Here is a 22815-nt window from a genome sequence, read left to right on the forward strand (position 1 = left end):
ATAAGCGTCGGACAGAAATAACAATAATGGAATGTTACAGGAGGAATATAGATGTACACAGAAAAAGTAATGGATCACTTTGAACACCCAAGAAATGTGGGTGAATTAGAAAACCCAAGCGGCATGGGAACCGTAGGCAATCCCAAATGCGGCGATATTATGCGAATTTATCTGGATATTGATGAAAATCAGGTGATACGGGACGTAAAGTTCAAAACCTTTGGCTGCGGCGCTGCCGTCGCAACCAGCAGCATGGCTACAGAGCTGGTAAAGGGTAAGACAATTCAAGAAGCCATGACAGTGACCAACAAGGCTGTGATGGAAGCCCTTGATGGCTTACCTCCCGTAAAGGTACACTGCTCTTTGCTGGCGGAGGAGGCGATCCATGCCGCGCTTTGGGATTATGCGCAGAAGAACGGAATTACCATAGAAGGTTTGGAGCCGCCGAAGGATAATATTGAGGAAGAGGAAGACGGGGAAGACTATTGAGAAAGAGAGTAGTAGTGGGCATGTCAGGAGGAGTGGACTCCTCCGTGGCTGCCTGGCTGTTAAAGGAGCAGGGCTACGATGTAATTGGCGTAACCATGCAGATATGGCAGGATAAGGAATCTGAGGTTCAGGAGGCAGAGGGAGGATGCTGCGGCTTAAGTGCTGTGGATGATGCCCGCCGTGTTGCTATGGATCTGGGGATTCCTTATTATGTCATGAATTTTAAAGAGGAATTCAGAGAGCATGTGATGGATTATTTTGCAGAGGAGTATACTCATGGCCGCACGCCCAATCCCTGCATCGCATGCAACCGCTTCGTGAAATGGGAATCCCTTCTGCAGAGAAGCTTAGGGCTGGGCGCGGACTATATTGCCACCGGTCATTACGCCCAGATAGAGAAGCTGCCGGGAGGACGCTATGGGCTGAAAACCTCGGTGACAGCTGCCAAGGATCAGACCTATGCCCTCTATAATCTGACCCAGGAACAGCTTTCCCATACCCTGATGCCTGTAGGAGGCTACCATAAGGAAGAGATCCGATCGATAGCTGACAGGATCGGTCTTCAGGTGGCAGGAAAGCCTGACAGTCAGGAGATCTGCTTTATCCCTGATCATGATTATGCCGGCTTTATCGAGGAATATACAGGAGAGCGGCTCCCACAGGGGAATTTTGTGGATTTGCAGGGAAATATTTTAGGACGTCACAAGGGTATTTCCCACTATACCATTGGTCAGCGCAAAGGGCTGAACCTTTCCATGGGACGCCCGGTATTTGTGGTGGAAATCCGCCCGGAAACGAATGAGGTCGTTATAGGAGAGTCCGAGGACGTATTTACCAATGTTTTGTGCTGCAGTAAGCTGAATTGGATAGCGATTGAGGGCCTTGAGGGAAAGTCTGTGGAGGTAATGGCAAAAATACGGTACAGCCACCGGGGCGCACCTTGTACCATTCGCCAGGTAGGAGAAGATCTGGTAGAGTGTACCTTCCATGAGCCGGTTCGTGCAGCTACGCCGGGACAGGCCGTGGTATTTTATGACGGACCCTATGTAGTTGGCGGAGGAACAATTATATGAGAAAGAAACTAAACCTTAGAAGAACCATACGTCGCAGTGTGATGACTGGGGCTGTTTTAGGCTGCGCTCTGGCAGCTGCGGGGTGCAGCCAATATACAGCCGGAGAAGGTATGAGAGCCCAGGCGGAAGCTCTCCGGCCTGAGAGCCGGGAGACAGGCCCGGATCAGAGCATAGCCGGCTTTGGACAGGAGGAGAGGGAGTCCTTGGCTGCGGCTGAGACCAGCAGGCTGGAGACAGAGCGTACCACAGCTTCCGTACCGGAATTTGAGGCGGAGGAGGATATGGTTTATGTAAAAACCCCTGGAGGCGGAAGCGTCCGGATACGCTCTGCCTGCGATACCTCAGACGGCTCCAATATCCTGACTTATGTAGTCCCAGGTACTAAGCTTCTTCGTACCGGCAAAAACGATCAGTGGACCAGAGTAAACTATAAGGGCTTTTCTGGCTACATTGCCACAGCTTACATATCCACTGAGGCGCCGGAGCAGAAAGAGGCCTTTGATAAGGTGTTGTCAGACAGTCCGGTTTCTCTGGACGGTTCTTGGAAATACGCAAAGTTCTCTAAGATCAATTCCGGTTCAGCCACTATGTATCGCTCTCATGCTGCGGAAAGAAAGGATATAACAATCTGTGTCAATGCAGGTCATGGCACCTTAGGAGGCTCCTCGGTAAAGACACTTTGCCATCCAGACGGCACACCCAAGGTGACTGGGGGGACGACCGGAGCGGGAGCAGTCACGGCAGTAGCAGTATCTAGTGGGATGACATTTCTGGATGGCACTCCTGAGAGCAGAGTAACTCTTGCAATGGCAAACGTTTTCAAGGATAAGCTGCTGGCGGCAGGATATGATGTGCTGATGATACGGGAGAGCGACGACGTACAGCTCGATAATGTGGCAAGAACTGTGATTGCCAACAATGCCAGTGACTGTCACATTGCTCTCCACTGGGATTCCACAGAGTCTGACAAGGGAGCATTTTATATGAGTGTGCCGAATGTGGAGTCCTATCGGAACATGGAGCCTGTAAAATCCAACTGGCAGAAGCATAACGCATTAGGTGAAAGCCTGGTGGCAGGTCTTAAGGGAAAGGGAGTTAAGATATTTTCCGGCGGCTCCATGGCGATGGATCTGACCCAGACCTCCTATTCAACAGTACCCTCCATTGATATTGAACTGGGAGACAGGGCCTCTGATTACTCACAGGCCACGCTGGACAAGCTTGGGGACGGTCTGGTAGCAGGGGTCAATCAATATTTTGGAAGATAAGGCGGAAATGATTAACATTTTCTTACAGTCTCTTTTTTTATATAGACAAATAGCTGGATGTGCTCTAAAATATAAATAATAACTTACTATTTGTTTCTATTTATTAAGGAGGAGGTTTATTTATGAAATTAATGAAACGCATGATGGCAGTGGCATTGACGGCAGCCCTGCTGTGTCCTATGACTGCATATGCGGCCCAGTCGTCTGAAGCCATGGAGCTTTACAGGAAGGTTTATGAAAAAAGCCAGACGATAACCGATATGAATGCTTTCTATGATTTCAATTTAAAGATGACCGGCCCCTCTGCCAGCGGGCAGGAGACAGAGAGCATCGAGATGCGCCTTGAGATGAATGCAAAGCTTAGCAATATGAAAGATCCGGCCAATATGCGTTATATGACCTATACCAGGATGACCGTGCCGGAGCTTGGAGAGGTAACCAGTTCCATGTACTATTTAAACAACTATTGCTATATGGATATGCTGGGGCAGAAGGTGAAATATCCTATGGATCTGAGTCAGATAATGGAGCAGGCTTTAGCAACTTCCGGGACCATTGAGGTAAGCGAAGGGCTGATGAAGGATATAAATATGTGGAGTGAGGGCGAGAATACGGTTCTTGGCTATACCATCGATGATTCCAAGATGAACGAATATCTTAAGACCGTACTGGGGGCTTCCGGTCTGAACGAGATGCTGGACGGGATGGACTTAAAGCTTCGCAATACCAGCGGCGAGTATGTAGTAAATGCCAATAACGACATCCTTAAGATGCGGCTGAAGCTGGCCATGGATATGACCATGGATGGTCAGACCTATACCATCACCATGGATGGAGATATAGGAATTGCAGATCCCGGTCAGCCGGTAGATGTTCCCCTTCCAAATCCAGCGGAATATACAGAAATTTCCACTCCTGCGGCATAAATATAAAAAATTCATGCCAACTACTACACAAAACACTTTTTTTAGTGTATAATGCAGTAGTTGGCATTTTTAAGTTCTAGAAAGAGAAGCAAAGGAGGAGTACCCAAGTGGCTGAAGGGTCTGGCTTCGAACACCAGTAGGCCGGTAGCACCGGCGCGAGGGTTCAAATCCCTCCTCCTCCGTTATGAAAGGTGCCAGCAGCATAGGGACAGGGTTCTTCGGAGTCCTGCTTCCCTTTTTTTCCTATTTATGCATAGCCTGTGCAGAATATCAAATGGACTTTGCAGCGGAAGATACCATTACAGCGTCATATTTTGGGAAATAGGACATGATAAAGGCTGAAAGAACACTGCTTGACTTTTCGTGTGGGCAGTGTTCTGCGTTTTGCTTCCCATTTACCAGCAGCGCGCTGGATTTGACCATAGCAGTCTTTGGCTCCGCATAGGGACTGCCTTGTATAAGGCTTAGCTTGGCTCTCTGCGCATAAGTAAAGGGGAGGGCTTAATATGAAGGAAAATTTTTAAATTTAATTATTGAGCCGGTATTCCGGAAACGGCAGCCGGAATGGTAAAGTCTACAGCACCCATATAACCAGGAGCCACATCGTACTCGTTAAAGGCAATAACCAGCTCGCCCTTATCGTTGAAATAGTAGCTTTCCTCACCGGTCAGCTCCTTAAAATCATCCTCTGGCATATCAGAGTTGTAGAAATACACAATATTCTCATCAGATGCCATTTGCTGAGCCATCTGTTCTTTAATGTTGTCGCTGATGGCGGTTAAGGTATCCTGATTATTTTGAAGGAGCTCTTTAAGCGTCACCACATTTCCGGTGGCTTTATCAATGGTAAAGATCTTTACATACTGGCTTCCGCTGGCCATAGTGACAGTGGTATTAATTCTTATGGAAAGATATTTGTCGTTATCAGTTACCACCTCGTAGGAGGAATCCATGGCATAGTGGCCCTCTCCGTTAAGCTGGGAGACTTCCTGCTCATAGGAGGCGATAAGCTGGTTGGCATATTCCTCAATGGACTGATTGGCAGGTATCTCAGAGCCTGATTGATTTTCCTGTGTAACCTGGGGGATTTGTATATCAGCTTCAAAATTTTCTTTTTTATCTTCATAGGTTCTGAACGTCACTACCCTGGCGATGGAGCCGATAACGGGTAGTTTCTCCATTGCGCTGGCAATGGAAGGATTGAGATTGGTAAGCGCTGTAATAGCCAGTACGGCAGCCGCAGCCGTAGCTCCAGTATTTTTAAATAATTTCATAATAATTACACCTTTCGTTTCTTTTTTTGCCTGGTCAATCCCTTTCTGAATCCGTGTTTTTGCCTGTGGCGGTACGAGGATATTTTTATATTCTTGCTTCAGCATTTCTAACTGCCTTTCGTCTTTTTGACTCATATCTGTAACTCCTTTCCTGAAAGTGTCCATTTTCTGTTGGCTTTTTGTGTTCAGACTAAAAATATTCCAGAGCCTGACTGTACTGCTCTGCCTCCAGATTCAGCCGGAGCTTCTTTAAGGCCCGGTATAGCCTGGCCTTTACTGTATTTAGATTTTCTCCTACAATGTCCGCAATGTCCTCCAGCTTTAAATCTTCAAAATACCGCAGAAGTATTACGGTTCTGCTTTTGTCATCCAGCTGTTTTAGGAGCTCTGTAAGATTGCTCTCGCTGTAGCTGTCCTCTACAGGAACCTCCGGCAGTTCCTCCACCGGAGTTTCTTTTCTCTGCCTGCGCAGCATATCCAGACTGACATTGATGACAATCCGGTATATCCAGGTAGCCAGATACTCCCTCTCCTTAACTTTGCCGCAGTCTCTGATGGCCCGGTAGGCGCTTTCCTGAACTGCGTCCAGAGCATCCTCCTTGTTGTGAAGATAGCTGTATGCCAGCCGGTAATACTTTTCATAAGACTCAGTAAGCATCTGTTCTGTCTCAGATGTAAGATTTCTTAACCCCATTGAGTGGCCTCCTTTCCGTCCTCTCTGTCTGTTAGACGTAAGAGAGGCGGATAAAGTTACATGTATTTTTTATTTTTATATTTTATGTAATGTTTTTTAAAAATACAAGAAATAGTTCCTTTGAAAGACTTGTGATTCACAGTATGAAACATAAACTGGCCGGGAAAGAGAAGCGCAGGCTGCTTTCGTTGTCTTTTTTCACAAATAATGGTATATTACTTATGTAACTGAAGCAGAGACAAAGAGCATATGTGAGGTATACATAAGATGAGAAAAGATGAGAAGGCAGATATAGAGCTGGACAGAGATTATGAAGCCATCAGGCAGATCCCTCCGGCTTTGGACGAGGGCTCTGAAAGAAAGAAAAGCCCATCCGCCTCCAGCTCCTTTGCCAGAGGACGCACCGGGAGCATAATGGTGGGAGGAGCCAGAGGAAATAGAGGGGAAGGCGCGGGAGCCAACAGGCGGGGCAAAGGGGAAGCGTCTTATAGGGACAAAGGAGCTAAGAGGCGCAGCAGAGGCCGGAGGGCCAAAATGAAGGAGGCGGTGTACCGGCAGTCAGAGGAGGACGTTCTTTTGATAAGTAAAGCCACCGGCTGCTGCAAAAGCAGAGGGGGATTGGTTTTTGCATTGCTTTTGGCATTTGTATTGGGGGCAGGAGCTGGCCTTGGAGGCGGATACTATCTCTGGGGCTGGGAACGCCCATATATGGTGGATTTAAAGGCTGTGGAGGTTCCTGGCTGGGTAACTCAGGATTTTATCAGAAAAAATATTTTTTCCCGGCCAGATGTAAGCCGGAAGCGGGTGAACAATATTGTGATTCATTATGTGGCAAACCCAGGCTCCACGGCCCGCAAGAACAGGGATTATTTTGACAGTCTGGCAGATCAGGATCCCCAGTCCGGCAAAGCCTCGGCCAGCAGCCATTTCATAGTGGGACTGGAGGGAGAGGTTATCCAGTGCGTCCCAATTACGGAAATTGCCTACGCCAACGCTCCCAGAAATGAGGATACCGTTTCCATTGAGGTCTGCCATCCCGATGATACAGGCAAATTCAATGACGCAACCTATAAGTCCCTGGTAAACTTAACTGCCTGGCTGTGCAGAGAGCTGAAGCTGGCACCCAAGGATGTTATCCGGCATTATGATGTGAATGGAAAAGAATGCCCCAGGTATTTTGTAAAAAACCAGGATGCCTGGAAGCAGTTCTTAAAAGATGTGAAGGATGCAATGCCTTAGAGATCTGGAGAATTATTTCTATAAGGCTTCCATTTTCGGAATCCTTTGGTGGAAAACCGCATAATATTTAAACCCGCACTCTGTAAGCAGATCCCTGCAGCGCTGGAAGGAAAAGCCAAGATATTCGGGAGTATGAGCGTCAGAGCCAATGGTTATCAGCTCGCCGCCCATTTCCCGGTAGCGAAGCAGAATGTCCTTTCCGGGGTTGGGCTGGTTCAGGCCATATTTAAAGCCTCCTGTGTTGCACTCCAGAGCTTTACCGTGGTCTATAAGCGTTTTTAAAAGAGGATCGATCCATTGGCCAAACTGCTGGTAGGAGAAGAAACCATTCTGGTGGGGAGCGTAGCGCACCGCATAGTCCAGATGTCCGAAGGAGTCAAAGCAGTCGTACAAATGCTGCGCCCGTGTCAGGGAGGCTTTGAAAAAGGCTTCTAATCCCGGCACTTCCCCATAGGTATCCCAGAACTCTGAATCATATGGATCCATTCTCTTTACAAAGTGGCTGGAGCCAATGATAAAATCAAAGGAGGAGCCATACCTGGCTATAAACTGATGGAGATAAGCGTGCAGGTGGGCCTGAAGACCCAGCTCAATTCCGATATTGAGCCGTATCCGGTTTTTATATTCTTCCTTAAGCTTTCTTAGAGCTTCCAGATAGGCAGGTACATCCAGGATAAAGTTGTCGTCACAGAACCCGCTGTCATAGTCGTGATGATCCGTGATGCATAATTCCTTCATGCCAAGCCCTATGGCTTTCTCAATCTGAAGCCGCACCGGTGTGTTGGAGTCACCGGAAAATTCAGTGTGCAGATGGCAGTCGCAAATCATGGGAAATACTCCTTTTTAATGGTATGGAAGCAGTTTCTGCTTTCTATGCCATTATATCAGAATCTGGAGGAAAGACAACACAAAGGTATTTGATATTGATTTATTAACTATAGGAGGCTATGGAAAAAAATAAAAAAGGACTTGCCATTTTATAAGAAAAAGATTACAATGTATTAAGGTTGATTATTATTTAACAATAATATAATTTTTAACAAACTAGGAGGAATTGAATCATGGCAGTAAAAGTAGCGATTAATGGTTTTGGACGTATTGGACGTCTGGCATTCCGTCAGATGTTCGGAGCAGAAGGCTATGATGTAGTAGCGATTAACGATTTGACAGATCCTAAGATGTTAGCCCATCTGTTAAAGTATGATACAGCACAGGGCGGATACGCAGGGCATATCGGCGAGGGCCTCCATACAGTTGAAGCTGGCGAAGATTTCATTACAGTAGACGGCAAGAAGATTACCATCTATAAGGAAGCCAAGGCTGCTGAGCTTCCATGGGGCGAAATCGGTGTGGACGTAGTTCTGGAGTGTACCGGTTTCTATTGCTCTAAGGACAAAGCACAGGCTCACCTTGACGCAGGCGCTAAGAAGGTAGTTATCTCCGCGCCGGCCGGCAATGACCTTCCTACGATTGTATATAGTGTAAACGAGAAAACTCTTACAGCGGATGACAAGATCATCTCTGCTGCTTCCTGTACCACCAACTGCCTGGCTCCTATGGCTAAGGCTCTGAATGACTATGCTCCCGTTCAGAGCGGTATCATGTCCACCATTCACGCATATACAGGCGATCAGATGATTCTGGACGGACCTCACAGAAAGGGCGACTTAAGAAGAGCAAGAGCGGGCGCAGCTAACATTGTTCCTAATTCTACCGGCGCGGCTAAGGCGATTGGCCTGGTAATTCCAGAACTGAACGGCAAGCTGATCGGATCTGCTCAGCGTGTGCCTGTACCAACCGGTTCCACTACTATCTTAACAGCTGTTGTTAAGAAGGCAGGCGTTACCAAGGAGGGCATCAATGCTGCTATGAAGGCTGCTGCTTCCGAGTCCTTTGGATATAACGAGGATCAAATTGTTTCCTCCGACGTTATTGGCATGAAGTATGGCTCTCTCTTTGATGCAACTCAGACCATGGTAGCTCAGATTTCCGATGATCTGTATGAGGTACAGGTTGTTTCATGGTATGATAATGAGAACTCCTATACCAGCCAGATGGTTAGAACCATTAAGTACTTTGCTGAGTTAGGATAAGCATGCGAATGGGGTGAGGCTTTCCTAAACCTGGCGCCGCTGCTGCAGGGATTTAGTAATGGATTGGATATTCGACCGGACTTTTCTAATTGGATGTCCAAAGGATAAGCACCCAATCTCCATAAACGGAACCTCTAAAGCAGCCTGCAAATAAGAAGTAAGTAGACTCATGAAGGGTCCGGTCGTTTGGACCGGGCCCTATGTTTTTCTCTCATACTGAAAGGAGATATAAACCATGTTAAATAAAAAGACAGTAGACGATTTAAAAGATTTAAAGGGTAAAAAGGTTCTGGTACGCTGCGATTTCAACGTACCCTTAAAGGAGGGTGTGATTCAGAATTATAATCGTATCGACGGCGCTATCCCGACAATTAAAAAGCTGCTGGATCAGGGAGCTAAGGTGATCCTTTGCTCTCATCTGGGTAAGCCAAAGGGTGAGCCTGTGCCTGAGATGAGCCTTGCTCCTGTTGCTCCCGCACTCAGCGAGAGATTGGGTGTAGAGGTTAAATTCGCGGATGATGCCAGGGTTACAGGGCCTGAGACACAGAAGGCTGCCTCTGAGTTAAAGGACGGGGAGGTGCTGCTTCTGCAGAATACCCGTTATAGAATCGAAGAGACAAAGTTTAAAGACGGTGACGCAGCTTCAGAGGGCTATGCCAAGGAGCTGGCTGATTTAAGCGACGGTATTTTCGTAAATGACGCATTCGGTACAGCCCACAGGGCCCACTGCTCCAACGTAGGAGTAACCAGATACACCAAGGAGAACGTAGTAGGCTACCTGATGGAGAAGGAGATTAAGTTCCTGGGACAGGCAGTTGAGAATCCGGTTCGTCCTTTTGTTGCTATTCTGGGAGGAGCTAAGGTGTCTGACAAGATCAATGTGATCAACAATCTGCTGGATAAGGTTGATACGCTGATTATCGGCGGCGGCATGGCCTATACCTTTGCCAAGGCACAGGGCCAGGAGATCGGCAATTCCCTGTGTGAGTCTGATAAGCTGGATTACGCTTTGGAGATGATTAAGAAGGCTGAGGAGAAAGGGGTTAAGCTGCTCCTTCCTGTTGACCATGTAGAGGGCAGGGAGTTCTCCAATGAGACAGAGCGCAAGGTAGTGGATGTGCTTGAGGCAGGCTGGTCAGGATTTGATATCGGACCTAAGACCATTGAACGTTATAAGGATGCCTTAAAGGGCGCTAAGACCGTTGTATGGAATGGGCCTATGGGCGTGTTTGAATTTTCCAACTTTGCGGAGGGAACACTGGAGGTATGCCGTGCGGTTGCTGAGCTGTCTGACGCTACCACTGTGATCGGCGGCGGAGATTCTGTCAATGCTGTAAAGAGATTGGGCTTTGCCGATAAGATGACGCACATCTCCACAGGCGGCGGCGCTTCCCTGGAATTTTTAGAGGGCAAGGAGCTGCCAGGCGTGGCTGCGGCTGATAACAGATAAGATTCGTTAAGTTCGGGCTTCCCGGATATCTAGATATAAAAGGAGAGGGAACTATTATGGCAAGAAAGAAAATTATTGCAGGAAATTGGAAGATGAACATGACTCCAACGGAAGCAGTCGCTTTGGTAAATCAGCTGAAGCCTTTGGTAGCCAATGACGAGGCGGATGTAGTATTTTGTGTACCTGCGATTGACATCATACCAGCTATGGAGGCGGCGAAGGGCAGCAATATCTCTATCGGAGCTGAGAATATGTACTATGAGGAGAAGGGAGCTTATACAGGCGAGATTTCTCCGGCTATGCTGGTTGACGCAGGCGTTCAGTACGTTATCATCGGGCATTCCGAGAGACGTGAGTATTTTGCGGAGACAGACGAGACTGTGAATAAGAAGGTGCTAAAGGCTTTTGAGCACAATCTTACCCCTATTATTTGCTGCGGCGAAACTCTGACACAGAGAGAGCAGGGAATCACCATTGACTGGATACGCCAGCAGATTAAAATTGCATTTTTAAATGTGACCGCAGACCAGGCTAAGAAAGCTGTTATCGCCTACGAGCCAATCTGGGCGATTGGAACCGGAAAGGTTGCAACCACAGAGCAGGCTCAGGAGGTTTGCGCAGCCATCCGCGCTTGTATTGGAGAAATCTATGACAAGGAGACGGCAGAGGCTATCCGTATCCAGTACGGCGGCTCTGTATCCGCTTCCTCCGCTCCGGAGCTTTTTGCCCAGGCTGATATTGACGGCGGCTTGGTAGGAGGCGCTTCCCTTAAGCCGGATTTTGGAAGCATTGTAAACTATAAGTTATAAGTGGAGGAGAATGCCCTGGAGCCGGGATTTTTGGCTTCAGGGCATCCCGATTTAAAGGAGATATTCTATGATGAGCAAGAAACCAACCGTATTGATGATACTTGATGGCTATGGCCTCAATGACAACTGTGATCATAATGCTGTGTGCGAGGGCAAAACACCTGTAATGGATCAGCTTATGAGCCAGTATCCCTTTGTAAAAGGAGAGGCCAGCGGTATGGCAGTAGGCCTTCCGGAGGGCCAGATGGGCAACTCTGAGGTAGGCCACCTGAATATGGGGGCAGGCCGTATTGTGTATCAGGAGCTTACAAGAATTACCAAATCCATTCAGGACGGAGATTTCTTCCAGGTGCCGGAGTTCCTGAAAGCAGTTGAGAACTGCAGGGTACATGACTCTGCCCTGCATCTGTTTGGCCTGGTATCCGACGGCGGCGTTCACAGCCATAACACACACATCTATGGACTTTTAGAGCTGGCTAAAAGAAGCGGCTTAAAAAAGGTATATGTACACTGTTTTCTGGATGGCCGTGATACGCCGCCGGAATCGGGCAAGGGCTATGTGGAAGAGCTAGAAACGAAGATGAAGGAGATAGGCGTGGGCGAGGTAGCCTCTGTAATGGGACGCTACTATGCCATGGATCGTGATAAGAGATGGGATCGTGTGGAGCTGGCCTACAATGCGCTTACCAAAGGCCAGGGCAATACAGCGGCCAGCGCGGCAGAAGGAATACAGGCGTCCTATGAAGCTGGGAAGCCAGATGAATTTGTGCTGCCCTTTGTAGTTGAAAAGGCAGGTAAGCCGGTTGCGGCCATACAGGACAAGGATTCCGTCATTTTCTTTAACTTCCGTCCTGACCGTGCAAGAGAGCTTACCCATGCCTTCTGTGACGGAGATTTTGATGGCTTTGAAAGGGCTAAAAAGCTCGATTTGGTATTTGTGTGCTTTACTGACTATGATGAAACCATAACAGACAAGCTGGTAGCATTTAAGAAGGAGAGCATTACCAATACCTTTGGAGAATTTTTGGCGGCCCATGGTAAAACTCAGGTGAGAATTGCGGAAACAGAGAAATACGCTCACGTGACTTTTTTCTTTAACGGAGGTGTGGAGGAGCCCAACCAGGGTGAGGACAGAATCCTCGTACCATCACCAAAGGAAGTGGCTACCTACGACTTAAAACCAGAGATGAGCGCTTATGGAGTATGCGATAAGCTGGTGGAAGCGATCCAATCGGGAAGGTATGATGTTATCATTATAAACTTTGCCAACCCCGACATGGTAGGCCATACAGGAGTTGAGGAAGCGGCTATTAAGGCTGTGGAGGCAGTGGACGTGTGCGTAGGCCGGGCTGTGGAGGCCATCAAGGAAGCAGACGGAGTAATGTTTATCTGCGCAGATCATGGAAATGCAGAGCAGCTGGTGGATTATAAGACCGGAGAGCCGTTTACCGCCCATACCACCAATCCTGTTCCTTTTATTCTGGTAAATGCTGAACCAGGCATAAGGCTTCGGGAGGGAGGCGCACTCTGTGATATTGCTCCTACTCTGATTGATTTAATGGGAATGGAGCAGCCGAGGGAAATGACTGGTAAATCCTTGCTGATAAAATAAACGGTATAAGAGAGCAGAAAATAAAAGGCTGCGGGAGCATCTCTTACGGAGGGGTCTCACAGCCTTTCACTAATAAGCCTTTAAAGGCGTTTTTGATTGACAAATACCAGCTGAGATGCTAATATTCATATAAACTAAGTGGGTTAGTATAATTGCGGAGGATAAGCACTGAAAACGCAGGCAGAGGCAGAAGGCTTTTTAAATATCAAGGCTATGGGGATGTGTGCATTCCCATGGAAATGCCTATGTGTTGCCAGGATATCATTAGAGCCTCCTGCTTCAAGGGCTTTCTGGGGAAAATACATGTCAGCAGTTATGCGATAGAAGGGTATGGAGCAGGGCGCTCAAGCCCTCTTTTTTTATGTTCCATAAAGGGGACAGTGAAAGAGTACAATGGGGCTGAAAGAATAGCCGGCCGGCTTCGGTGCTTGTAAAGAACCGCAACCGGCCGAATGCCATCCAGGACAAAAAGTATTTTGGGGCTATCCACTTGCATGACGTCTATCACTACATCTTACCAGGAGGACATAGTAATGGCATACCAGATTGAAACACGATGTATTCGCGGGGATGAGCACAGAGAAGGCAGGCATCCCTTTGGCGCGGTTGCGGTTCCGATTTACCAGACGGCAACCTTCTCTCATCCAGGAATTGGAGAATCCACAGGCTATAATTATACAAGAGAGAGCAACCCTACCCGGGCGGAGCTGGAGCATATTGTTTCTTCTATGGAGGGAGCCCTGGACACGGTGGCCTGCTCCTCTGGCATGGCTGCAATTAGCTTGTGTATGGAGCTATTGGGGTCAGGAGACCATATTATTTGCTCTGAGGATTTATATGGGGGCTCTGTGAGAATGTTCCAGACCACAGGGAGAGAGAGGGGGCAGACCTTTTCCTATGTGGATACCTCAGACGCAGAGCTGGTAGAGAAGGCTGTTACAGAGCAAACAAAGGCGCTCTACATTGAAACGCCCAGCAATCCTACGATGCAGATTACGGATTTAAAAAGAATGCGCAGGCTTGCAGACAAATACCATCTGCTTCTAATTGTGGACAATACCTTTCTGTCCCCGTATTTTCAGAATCCCATTGCTTTTGGAGCGGATTTGGTTATACATAGTGGAACCAAATTTTTAGGCGGACACAATGATACGCTGGCTGGCTTTCTATGTACCTCTCGGAAGGAGCTGGCGGAACGAATCCGCTATCTTTACAAAACCACAGGAGCCGGACTGGCTCCCTTTGACAGCTTTTTGATGCTTCGGGGAATCAAAACCCTGGCTGTGCGGATGGAACGCCAGCAGAGCAATGCCATGAAGCTGGCCCATTGGCTGCAACGGCATGAGAAGGTACGCAAGGTCTATTATGCAGGCCTGCCGGAGCACCCCGGCTATGAGGTGAACCAAAAGCAGGCAAGGGGATTTGGAAGCATGATCTCCTTTCAGACAGATACGCAGGAGACTGCCAGGAGAATCCTTGAAAGGGTCAGGCTGATTGCCTACGCAGAGAGCCTTGGAGGAGTGGAGTCCCTGATTACCTACCCTATGCTGCAGACCCATGGCGACCTACCGGCTAAGGTGAGGGAAAAGCTTGGAATTACGGAACGGTTTCTCCGAATGTCTGTGGGAATTGAGCATGTGGAAGATCTGATTGCGGACTTGGAGCAGGCATTGGCATAGTAGCCGGCGTATAACTAATACCTGAAACTATAACAGGAAGGAATGAAGTGAATGGATGAAAGAAGTTTGGAGATCACCTGGGAGGAATTGACAGCATTGAAAAGACAGGATGTTCTGTTAGTGGATATCCGCAATGAGATGGCAGTGGCATATGGGATGATTCCTGGCTCGGTGCATATTCCAGAAAGGGAGCTGGAGAACCGCATGAACGAGCTTTCTCCAGATAAAAAAATAGTTTTGTATTGTGCAAAAGGAATTTTTAGCCAGGATATGGCTGAGAGTCTGAGGGAAGGAGGATGGGATGCTTACAGCCTGGCTGGAGGATATACCGGCTGGCTTCTGTCTGATATGAGAAGGGAGCAGCAACGGGAGAAAGAACGGTCGGAGCAAGGGAATAGAGAGCCTGCAAGGTCAGAAAAGATCGAGAAAAGCATACAGAAGCGCTTCCATAAGGAATTATTCTCTAAATTTGCTCGTGCTATTAAAGAGTACAGTCTTGTGCAGGAGAATGACAGAATTGCAGTCTGTATCTCCGGCGGGAAGGATTCTATGCTGATGGCGAAGCTGTTCCAGGAGCTGAAGCGTCATAATGAATGTCCGTTTGAATTGGTATTTATGGTGATGGACCCCGGATACAGTGTGGAAAACCGTCAGATTATCGAAAATAACGCCAGGCTGCTGGACATTCCCATTACCGTGTTTGAATCGGATATTTTCGGAGCAGTATATAATGTGGAAAAGTCTCCCTGCTATCTATGCGCACGGATGCGCAGAGGGCATTTGTACAATAAGGCCAAGGAATTGGGCTGCAATAAAATTGCGCTGGGGCATCATTATGATGATGTAATAGAAACAATCCTTATGGGGATGCTGTACTCCGGCCAGGTGCAAACGATGATGCCGAAGCTCCACAGCTCTAATTTTGAAGGAATGGAGTTGATTCGTCCCTTGTATCTAATAAGGGAGGATGATATTAAGCGCTGGCGTGATTATAATGACTTGTATTTTATTCAATGCGCCTGCCGGTTTACAGACACCTGCTCTACCTGCCATCCAGACGGGCAGGGAGGCTCTAAGCGGATGGAGGTAAAGAAGCTGATTGCCAGGATGAAAGAACATAATCCGTTTGTAGAGAATAATATTTTTAGAAGTGTGGAAAATGTAAATTTAGATACAGTCATTGCCTACAAGGAGCATGGAAAACGGCATCATTTTCTGGAAGACTACGTTTCTGGTGGGGAAAGGCTTTAAATAACATAGTCATCGCCTGGCTGATCCGGGCGCATTAAATCCGCAATGGTAATACTGTCCAGATATTCGTTAATTACCTTATCCAGTCCTTGCCACATAGGCAATGTCCGGCAGGACGATTTTCTTGGGCAGGAGTCCTGATCAGAATCAAGGCAAGCGACAGGAGAGAGGGAAGGCTCGGTAATACGCAGAATGCTGCCTACCGTATACTGCTCTGGCGATTTTGTCAGCCGGTAGCCGCCGCCCTTTCCGCGAAGGCCTTTCAAGAATTTATGTTTTACGAGGATTTTTAAAATTCCCTCCAGATATTTTTCGGATATTTCCTGCCGTTCCGCTGTTTCCTTCAAGGGAATATAGCGGTCTGACTGGTGCTCAGCCAAATCGATCATGATACGAAGGGCATAACGTCCTTTTGTTGAAACCAGCATATAAAGTTCCTCCGGTTATTTTTAAACCTATTATACAATAGGGGAAATAGGAAAATCAAGCCTTAAGTCATAAATAACGATAAAAGAGTATTGACAAAGGAATGTTCCGGGTATATAATTCCTATAAACATACTTAGAATATAGGTAATATTAAGCAGGCATTTTAATACGGTTCTTATCGTAAGCTTGTGAAGGAAATGAAAAAATATTTTAAACAGGGAGGAAAAGGCTATGAGTAAATTTTTCACTTCTGCAGATCAGCTGATTGGCAAGACCCCTCTTTTAGAGCTGGTTCACATTGAGCAGGCTGAGGGACTGGAAGCACGTATTCTGGGAAAGCTGGAATATTTTAATCCGGCTGGCTCTGTAAAGGATCGGATTGCAAAGGCCATGATCGAGGATGCTGAGGCAAAGGGAAGGCTGAAGCCGGGCTCTGTTATTATTGAGCCTACGTCCGGGAATACAGGCATTGGGCTGGCTTCCGTTGCGGCGGCCAGAGGCTACCGGCTGATTATTGTTATGCCGGATACGATGAGCATAGAACGCCGCCAGCTGATGAAGGCCTACGGAGCGGAGTTGGTATTGACAGAAGGCTCAAAGGGAATGAAGGGAGCCATCGCAAAAGCAGAGGAGCTCTCAAAAGAGCTTCCTGACAGCTTTATTCCAGGCCAGTTTGACAATCCGGCAAATCCAGAGATACACAGAACGACCACCGGGCCTGAAATCTGGGAGGCTTTAGACGGGAAGGTTGACATTTTCGTTGCAGGGGTAGGTACTGGGGGTACTGTGACAGGTGTGGGAACATATTTAAAAAGCCGGAAGCCGGATGTGAAAATTGTTGCGGTAGAGCCGGCCGGTTCTCCGGTTTTAAGTAAGGGTACTCCAGGTTCCCACAAAATTCAGGGAATCGGGGCAGGCTTTGTTCCTTCTGTTTTGGATACTGGCATTTATGACGAAATTATTCCTGTAGAAAATGAAGCGGCATTTGCTACTGGAAGACAGATTGGAAAGGCGGAGGGTATATTGGTGGGGATTTCCTCAGGAGCAGCGGTATGGGCTGCGATTCAGTTAGCAAAACGTCCGGAAAATAAGGGGAAAACGATTGTTGCACTGCTGCCTGACACGGGAGAAAGATATCTATCCACACCCTTGTTTGAAGCATAAAGGTACAAATGAAAGGAAGCTCTTAAGTGAGGCCTCACAGAGAGCAGGCTTTAGAAGAATTAAAAAATCATATAAATGTTACGGCGGCAGCTCCAGGTTTCGGGCTGCCGCTGTTTATGCCCATGAAAAAAGGAGTGCTCTGTGAGAAAGTGAAAGTGCCAGAGTAAAAGAGGATGTATTTCTTGTGGAAAAAAAACAGGTTTTATGATACACTAATAAACACCTGTTGCTCTGGAAAGATAACCTGAACCGAGTAACTGGCGTATAAATAAATGATGGAAGTAAGAGAGATATGAAAACAAGCACGCTGATAAAAAGATTTGCCCCATATTACCGCAGGTATCTGGGAGTTATGACAATGGATTTATTCTGCGCCTCCCTCACAACTGTTTGTGAGCTGACGCTTCCTTTGATTTTGCGGTATATTACCAACCTTGGCATGAATGATTTATCCGCCCTTACCCTTCGTTCCATTCTGATGATCGGAGGCTTCTACTTTGTGCTGCGTATGATTGACGGCGCGGCCAGCTTTTATATGGCCTATACGGGCCACGTGATGGGAGCGGCTATCGAAACGGATATGCGTAATGACGCATTTCAGCATCTCCAAAAGCTGTCGGACAATTATTTTAATAACACCAAGGTAGGACAGATCATGTCCCGGATTACCAGTGATTTATTTGATGTGACAGAATTTGCCCATCACTGTCCAGAGGAATTTTTCATTGCCTTTTTAAAAATCGTTATCTCCTTTTTAATTCTGTCACGTATCAATCTTCTGCTGACAATCATTATATTTGGAATGATCCCGATTATGATTTTGTCCTGCTCTTATTTCAATATGCAGGTAAAGCATGCCTTTAAGCGTCAGAGAAATCATATTGGAGAGCTGAATGCCAGAATTGAGGATAGTCTTTTGGGTAATAAGGTGGTTCGGGCCTTTGCCAATGAGGCGGTGGAAATTGAAAAATTCAGCCGTGACAACAAGGAATTTTTAAATATTAAGCGCCACACCTACAAATATATGGCGGCTTTTCAAAACACCATCCGTATGTTTGACGGGCTAATGTATGTGGTGGTGATCATAGCCGGCGGACTTTTTATGATAAACAGGCTGATTGTACCGGCGGATTTGGTAGCCTATACCCTGTATGTGACAACGCTTCTTGCCACCATCCGCCGGATCATTGAGTTTGCAGAGCAGTTTCAGAGAGGGATGACAGGTATAGAGCGGTTTACGGAGCTGATGGACGCAGGAATCGATATTTTTGATGAGGAGGGGGCAGCTCCGCTTTGCGACGTGAAGGGACAGATTACATTGAAACACGTATCCTTTGAATATCCAGATGACCATACCCCAGTGCTTTCCGATATTAATTTGACCATAGAGCCGGGAGAAAAGGTGGCTCTGGTGGGACCGTCGGGAAGCGGAAAAACAACTCTGTGCAATCTTATTCCACGCTTTTATGATCCGACCGAGGGAGACATCCTTCTGGATGGAAAGAATCTCAGGAGGATAACTCTTCAAAGCCTGAGAAGTAGTATAGGTGTGGTTCAGCAAGAGGTGTATCTCTTTTCCGGAAGCATCTATGAAAATATCGCCTACGGCAAGCCGGGAGCCACGCGGCAGGAGGTTATTCAGGCGGCAAAGCTGGCCGGAGCCCATGAATTTATTGAAAATTTAAAGGACGGCTATGATACCTATGTAGGAGAGCGCGGTGTAAAGCTTTCCGGCGGGCAGAAGCAGAGGATCAGTATAGCGCGTGTATTCTTAAAGGAACCAAGGGTGCTGTTGCTGGACGAGGCCACTGCTGCCCTTGACAATGAAAGCGAGCATTTGGTGGCTGAGTCTCTGGATAAGCTGGCGGCAGGCAGAACAACTCTTACAATCGCTCACAGGCTGACGACCATTCGAGGGGCTGATCGGATTCTGGTGCTTTCAGGAAGCCAGATTGCGGAAGAAGGAAATCATGAGGAATTGATGCAGAAAAAGGGCTTATATTATCAGCTGTATACCACGGCAGATATTTCAGATCAGGGAATTGTATAAAGGAGAATTTATAGTATGAAGATAGCGATTGCTGTTGACAGCAACAGCGGAATAACGCAGAGGGAGGCTGAGGAGCTGGGGCTCCATGTGTTGCCCATGCCTTTTATGATTGACGGAACGGTGTATTATGAGGGAATAGATTTAACATCTGAGGAGTTTTACAGGAAAATGGAAGAGGGCGCAGATATTACTACCTCACAGCCCTCTCCTAAGGATGTGACGGAGGTATGGGATCGTCTGCTTGAGGAACATGACGAGGTAGTGTATATTCCGATGTCCAGCGGCTTAAGTGGCTCCTGCCAGACGGCCTTGATGCTGGCGGAGGATTATGACGGCAGAGTCCATGTGGTGAACAATCAGAGAATTTCCGTAACCCAAAGGCAGTCGGCTATAGACGCCAGGGATTTGGCCGCAAAGGGATACGCAGGAGCCGGTATTCGGGAGATTTTGGAACGGGTAAAATTTGAGAGCACTATTTATATTACAGTAGATACATTAAAATATTTAAAAAAGGGAGGCAGGATTACTCCTGCCGCCGCAGCCCTGGGAACCCTTCTGAAGATTAAGCCGGTGCTGACCATTCAGGGAGAGAAGCTGGACGCGTTTTCTAAGGCAAGAACCATGAAGCAGGCAAAAACCACCATGCTGTCTGCTCTGGCCCATGATTTGGAGGAGCGTCTGGGTGATAAAAGCGCTGAGCACACCTATCTTCAGATTGCACACACATGCAGCCAGGAGGCGGCAAAGGAGTTGGAGGAAACGGTAAGGGAGCTGTATCCTGGTGCATCTGTTTATGGAGCTTCCTTGTCCCTGAGCATTGGATGCCATATTGGACCAGGAGCCCTGGCGGTAGCCTGTACCAGGAAATTAAAGGAGCTGGAGTAGGTGACAGATAAGAAATGGCTGCTTTGGCTTCAGGCCCGCGGCATAAGCATGAAGGTACCAATGGCTCTGATTATGATAGCCTTGGCTGTGATTCCCTTAGTGACTCAGTCAGGAATTATGCTTGGCTCTTTTAATCAGGGGCAGCTGGATGCCAGAAGCATTGAGATACAGAATCAGTGCGTGGTTCTTAGCAATAAGATGACACGATCCGGTTATATGACAGCGGAGAAGAAGAACAACGTAATTTTGGACAACCAGATGCAGACGATTTCCGAGGTGTACAACGGAAGAATCGTAATTGTCAACAGCAATTTTAAGGTGATAACAGACACCTTTAATCTGGCAACCGGAAAGTTTTATATATCCGAGGAGGTGATCAAATGCTTCGGAGGAGAGAACAGCAGTCATTATAACAAGGATATGGAGTATCTGGCCCAGACAATTCCTGTTTATGACCCGGCAAATGAAAAGCGTGTAAATGGCGTAATTGTTATTACTGCCTCCACAGAGAACCTATTGTCCCTTACGGATAAGGTCATGGGGAAATCTCAGTTCTTTATTGTGTGTATTACTCTGGTGCTGGCAATTCTGGCTTTTCTGGCCGCTCAGATACTCATGGGGCCTTTTAAGCGGCTGCAGCGGACCTTTGACCGTGTGGCTCACGGGGATTTGGACGCGGATATTACAGAGGATGCTTACAGTGAAACAAGACAGCTTTCCTTGTCGGTTCAGAAATCCTTGAGCAAGCTGAAGGCTGTGGATCAGTCCCGCCAGGAGTTTGTGTCCAATGTGTCTCATGAGCTTAAGACGCCTATTACTTCGATCCGGGTGCTGGCAGATTCCCTGATGGGCATGGAGGACGTACCTGTGGAGTTGTATCGGGAGTTTATGACAGATATTTCCGATGAAATTGACAGGGAGAATCAAATTATAGACGATCTTTTGACCTTGGTAAAGATGGATAAGTCTGCTGACAGCCAAATGAATATGGAGCAGGTGAATATTAACGGGGAGATGGAGCTTATTTTAAAACGGCTGCGCCCCATTGCAAAGCGGGGTAATGTAGAATTAATCCTGGAGAGCATCCGAGATGTAACGGCAGATGTGGATAAGGTAAAGATTTCACTGGCGATCACCAATTTGGTAGAAAATGCGATTAAGTATAATGTGGACGGCGGTACGGTACGGGTAACCCTGGACGCGGATCACAAGTATTTCTACATCAAGGTGGCAGATACAGGAATCGGTATACCTGAGGACTGTGTGGATCGTATATTTGAGCGTTTCTTTCGTGTGGACAAGGCGCGATCTAGGGAGGTGGGGGGAACTGGTTTAGGCCTGTCTATCACGAAAAACGTAATTCAGATGCACCATGGCGTGGTGGAGGTAGAAAGCATGCCAGGAGAGGGGACTACCTTTAACGTAAGGATTCCCTTGAATTATGTGCCCAGACAGGAGGCGAAATCATGAGTAATTTCAGAGGACTTCGGCTTTTGCTGCTGTTTTGGGTATTGGCTTTGCTGCTGACCGGCTGTGAGACCAGGGAGCAGCCAACGCCAGATCCGAAAGAGGGAAAATACGTCATTTACTATATGAATGCAGCTGGGACTAAGCTGGTACCCAGAGCATATGAGGCGTCCTCGGAGAGCCACGAGGGACTGATAGAGGAACTGATGGAGCAGTTTTTAAAGGTTCCCAAGGATTTGGACGCTCAGCCGGCCCTTACAGACAAGGTGACTTACCAGTACAGCCATCTAAAGGATCAGGTGCTGTATCTCTACTTTGATGTGAATTATACAACCATGAAGCCGGAGCGGGAAATTCTGTGCAGAGCAGCCCTTACAAGAATGCTGACTCAGGTAGAGGGAATTGATTATATCAATATTTACTGCGGTGACCAGCCTCTAATGGATCGCCAGGGTAATCTGGTAGGGATATTGTCCGGCAGTGATTTTATTATGGATACCAGCAATGTAAATGCTTATGAAAAAACGGAGCTGACCCTGTATTTTGCAAATGAGGCAGGAGATAAGCTGGTGGCTGAAAAGAGAGAGGTAATGCATAATATCAATACCTCTATGGAACAGCTGATTGTAGAGCAGCTGATCGCTGGTCCGGGAGAGGAGGGACATTCCCCAACCCTGCCGCCGAATTGCAAGATACTCAGCATTTCCGTGACGGATAATGTGTGCTATATTAACTTTGACTCGGCATTTTTGGGGACAGCTCTGGCTGTGAATGAGTATATTCCGATATATTCCATAGTGGATTCTCTGTCGGAGCGGACTGCCATTACAAGAGTGCAGATTATGGTCAATGGATCTCAGAATGTGATGTTCAGGGATGTAGTGTCCCTGAATACCACCTTTGAGCGGAGCCAGGATTATATTGAAGGGGCCCGATAGGAAAGGAATCCTGAAAGATGGTGCAG

General features: G+C 47.4%; 20 protein-coding genes and 1 tRNA gene. 17 read left to right on the plus strand and 4 right to left on the minus strand.

The annotated features are described in order from the left end of the window. Window positions 1-51: 51 nt before the first annotated feature. The 5 genes from nifU (at window position 52) to FYJ39_RS03270 (ending at window position 3938) form a co-directional block, all read left to right on the plus strand. A complete protein-coding gene (gene nifU / locus FYJ39_RS03250; protein ID WP_154471016.1) occupies window positions 52-489 on the plus strand; it encodes a Fe-S cluster assembly scaffold protein NifU in 438 nt (145 codons plus the stop codon). Window positions 490-509: 20 nt separating this feature from the next. After that, the gene (gene mnmA / locus FYJ39_RS03255; RefSeq protein ID WP_407923823.1) at window positions 510-1562 is read left to right on the plus strand and encodes a tRNA 2-thiouridine(34) synthase MnmA; all 1053 of its coding nucleotides are present in this window, start codon (window positions 510-512) and stop codon (window positions 1560-1562) included. Beyond that, window positions 1559-2830, plus strand: coding sequence for an N-acetylmuramoyl-L-alanine amidase (locus FYJ39_RS03260; RefSeq protein ID WP_154471018.1), 1272 nt, complete (start codon window positions 1559-1561; stop codon window positions 2828-2830). The genes mnmA and FYJ39_RS03260 overlap by 4 nt, the downstream gene beginning before the upstream one ends. Window positions 2831-2952: 122 nt before the next feature. Then, entirely contained in the window at window positions 2953-3756 is an 804-nt protein-coding gene (locus FYJ39_RS03265) for a DUF6612 family protein (protein WP_154471019.1), read from the plus strand. A 93-nt stretch (window positions 3757-3849) separates the two neighbouring features. Then, a tRNA-Ser gene (locus tag FYJ39_RS03270) sits at window positions 3850-3938 on the plus strand. Window positions 3939-4286: 348 nt separating this feature from the next. Here the strand turns inward: FYJ39_RS03270 and FYJ39_RS03275 are convergent. Continuing rightward, window positions 4287-5165: a DUF3298 and DUF4163 domain-containing protein gene (locus tag FYJ39_RS03275; protein ID WP_154471020.1), complete on the minus strand. Its 879-nt coding sequence runs from the start codon at window positions 5163-5165 to the stop codon at window positions 4287-4289. Window positions 5166-5220: 55 nt separating this feature from the next. After that, window positions 5221-5724, minus strand: coding sequence for an RNA polymerase sigma factor (locus tag FYJ39_RS03280; RefSeq protein WP_195840366.1), 504 nt, complete (start codon window positions 5722-5724; stop codon window positions 5221-5223). A gap of 267 nt (window positions 5725-5991) precedes the next feature. Between FYJ39_RS03280 and FYJ39_RS03285 the strand changes: the two genes are divergently transcribed. After that, window positions 5992-6963, plus strand: a complete 972-nt coding sequence (locus tag FYJ39_RS03285) for a peptidoglycan recognition protein family protein (RefSeq protein ID WP_154471021.1) — start codon at window positions 5992-5994, stop codon at window positions 6961-6963. 18 nt (window positions 6964-6981) lie between these two features. Here FYJ39_RS03285 and FYJ39_RS03290 read toward each other — a convergent pair whose 3' ends face one another. Further along, a complete protein-coding gene (locus FYJ39_RS03290; protein ID WP_154471022.1) occupies window positions 6982-7791 on the minus strand; it encodes a histidinol-phosphatase HisJ family protein in 810 nt (269 codons plus the stop codon). A 233-nt stretch (window positions 7792-8024) separates the two neighbouring features. On the opposite strand from FYJ39_RS03290, the gene gap reads away from it, so the two are divergent. The 6 genes from gap to FYJ39_RS03320 all read left to right on the plus strand — a co-directional run bounded on the left by gap (window position 8025) and on the right by FYJ39_RS03320 (window position 15857). Next, window positions 8025-9056, plus strand: a complete 1032-nt coding sequence (gene gap, locus FYJ39_RS03295; protein ID WP_154471023.1) for a type I glyceraldehyde-3-phosphate dehydrogenase — start codon at window positions 8025-8027, stop codon at window positions 9054-9056. Window positions 9057-9291: 235 nt separating this feature from the next. Continuing rightward, entirely contained in the window at window positions 9292-10506 is a 1215-nt protein-coding gene (locus tag FYJ39_RS03300; protein ID WP_154471024.1) for a phosphoglycerate kinase, read from the plus strand. 56 nt (window positions 10507-10562) lie between these two features. Beyond that, window positions 10563-11315, plus strand: a complete 753-nt coding sequence (tpiA, locus tag FYJ39_RS03305; protein WP_154471025.1) for a triose-phosphate isomerase — start codon at window positions 10563-10565, stop codon at window positions 11313-11315. Window positions 11316-11385: 70 nt separating this feature from the next. Further along, window positions 11386-12927, plus strand: coding sequence for a 2,3-bisphosphoglycerate-independent phosphoglycerate mutase (gpmI, locus tag FYJ39_RS03310; protein ID WP_154471128.1), 1542 nt, complete (start codon window positions 11386-11388; stop codon window positions 12925-12927). Between the two features lie 533 nt (window positions 12928-13460). Further along, window positions 13461-14606, plus strand: coding sequence for a trans-sulfuration enzyme family protein (locus FYJ39_RS03315; protein WP_154471026.1), 1146 nt, complete (start codon window positions 13461-13463; stop codon window positions 14604-14606). A 51-nt stretch (window positions 14607-14657) separates the two neighbouring features. Further along, window positions 14658-15857, plus strand: a complete 1200-nt coding sequence (locus FYJ39_RS03320; protein ID WP_154471027.1) for a rhodanese-like domain-containing protein — start codon at window positions 14658-14660, stop codon at window positions 15855-15857. Here the strand turns inward: FYJ39_RS03320 and FYJ39_RS03325 are convergent. Beyond that, window positions 15854-16285, minus strand: a complete 432-nt coding sequence (locus FYJ39_RS03325; protein WP_154471028.1) for an RrF2 family transcriptional regulator — start codon at window positions 16283-16285, stop codon at window positions 15854-15856. The genes FYJ39_RS03320 and FYJ39_RS03325 overlap by 4 nt on opposite strands. A gap of 231 nt (window positions 16286-16516) precedes the next feature. Between FYJ39_RS03325 and cysK the strand changes: the two genes are divergently transcribed. From cysK to FYJ39_RS03350, 5 genes are all read left to right on the plus strand, one after another. Further along, window positions 16517-17449, plus strand: a complete 933-nt coding sequence (cysK, locus tag FYJ39_RS03330; protein WP_154471029.1) for a cysteine synthase A — start codon at window positions 16517-16519, stop codon at window positions 17447-17449. A gap of 292 nt (window positions 17450-17741) precedes the next feature. Continuing rightward, on the plus strand, window positions 17742-19499 hold the full coding sequence (locus FYJ39_RS03335) for an ABC transporter ATP-binding protein (protein ID WP_154471030.1): 1758 nt from the start codon (window positions 17742-17744) through the stop codon (window positions 19497-19499). 15 nt (window positions 19500-19514) lie between these two features. Next, window positions 19515-20384 (plus strand): DegV family protein, encoded by an 870-nt coding sequence (locus tag FYJ39_RS03340; RefSeq protein ID WP_154471031.1) that lies wholly within the window; start codon window positions 19515-19517, stop codon window positions 20382-20384. Then, the gene (locus tag FYJ39_RS03345) at window positions 20385-21854 is read left to right on the plus strand and encodes a sensor histidine kinase (protein WP_178257744.1); all 1470 of its coding nucleotides are present in this window, start codon (window positions 20385-20387) and stop codon (window positions 21852-21854) included. After that, window positions 21851-22789, plus strand: a complete 939-nt coding sequence (locus FYJ39_RS03350) for a GerMN domain-containing protein (RefSeq protein ID WP_154471032.1) — start codon at window positions 21851-21853, stop codon at window positions 22787-22789. Before FYJ39_RS03345 ends, FYJ39_RS03350 begins: the two co-directional genes overlap by 4 nt. Window positions 22790-22815 lie beyond the last annotated feature (26 nt).

The sequence above is a fragment of the Clostridium porci genome, assembly GCF_009696375.1.
Taxonomy (GTDB): domain Bacteria; phylum Bacillota; class Clostridia; order Lachnospirales; family Lachnospiraceae; genus Enterocloster; species Enterocloster porci.

Excerpts from the sequence above, each read along its gene's own strand:
- nifU (WP_154471016.1), top strand. The coding sequence starts at position 52 with ATGTACACAGAAAAAGTAATGGATCACTTTGAACACCCAAGAAATGTG.
- mnmA (WP_407923823.1), top strand. The coding sequence starts at position 510 with ATGTCAGGAGGAGTGGACTCCTCCGTGGCTGCCTGGCTGTTAAAGGAG.
- FYJ39_RS03260 (WP_154471018.1), top strand. The coding sequence starts at position 1,559 with ATGAGAAAGAAACTAAACCTTAGAAGAACCATACGTCGCAGTGTGATG.
- FYJ39_RS03265 (WP_154471019.1), top strand. The coding sequence starts at position 2,953 with ATGAAATTAATGAAACGCATGATGGCAGTGGCATTGACGGCAGCCCTG.
- FYJ39_RS03275 (WP_154471020.1), bottom strand. The coding sequence starts at position 5,165 with ATGAGTCAAAAAGACGAAAGGCAGTTAGAAATGCTGAAGCAAGAATAT.
- FYJ39_RS03280 (WP_195840366.1), bottom strand. The coding sequence starts at position 5,724 with ATGGGGTTAAGAAATCTTACATCTGAGACAGAACAGATGCTTACTGAG.
- FYJ39_RS03285 (WP_154471021.1), top strand. The coding sequence starts at position 5,992 with ATGAGAAAAGATGAGAAGGCAGATATAGAGCTGGACAGAGATTATGAA.
- FYJ39_RS03290 (WP_154471022.1), bottom strand. The coding sequence starts at position 7,791 with ATGATTTGCGACTGCCATCTGCACACTGAATTTTCCGGTGACTCCAAC.
- gap (WP_154471023.1), top strand. The coding sequence starts at position 8,025 with ATGGCAGTAAAAGTAGCGATTAATGGTTTTGGACGTATTGGACGTCTG.
- FYJ39_RS03300 (WP_154471024.1), top strand. The coding sequence starts at position 9,292 with ATGTTAAATAAAAAGACAGTAGACGATTTAAAAGATTTAAAGGGTAAA.
- tpiA (WP_154471025.1), top strand. The coding sequence starts at position 10,563 with ATGGCAAGAAAGAAAATTATTGCAGGAAATTGGAAGATGAACATGACT.
- gpmI (WP_154471128.1), top strand. The coding sequence starts at position 11,386 with ATGAGCAAGAAACCAACCGTATTGATGATACTTGATGGCTATGGCCTC.
- FYJ39_RS03315 (WP_154471026.1), top strand. The coding sequence starts at position 13,461 with ATGGCATACCAGATTGAAACACGATGTATTCGCGGGGATGAGCACAGA.
- FYJ39_RS03320 (WP_154471027.1), top strand. The coding sequence starts at position 14,658 with ATGGATGAAAGAAGTTTGGAGATCACCTGGGAGGAATTGACAGCATTG.
- FYJ39_RS03325 (WP_154471028.1), bottom strand. The coding sequence starts at position 16,285 with ATGCTGGTTTCAACAAAAGGACGTTATGCCCTTCGTATCATGATCGAT.
- cysK (WP_154471029.1), top strand. The coding sequence starts at position 16,517 with ATGAGTAAATTTTTCACTTCTGCAGATCAGCTGATTGGCAAGACCCCT.
- FYJ39_RS03335 (WP_154471030.1), top strand. The coding sequence starts at position 17,742 with ATGAAAACAAGCACGCTGATAAAAAGATTTGCCCCATATTACCGCAGG.
- FYJ39_RS03340 (WP_154471031.1), top strand. The coding sequence starts at position 19,515 with ATGAAGATAGCGATTGCTGTTGACAGCAACAGCGGAATAACGCAGAGG.
- FYJ39_RS03350 (WP_154471032.1), top strand. The coding sequence starts at position 21,851 with ATGAGTAATTTCAGAGGACTTCGGCTTTTGCTGCTGTTTTGGGTATTG.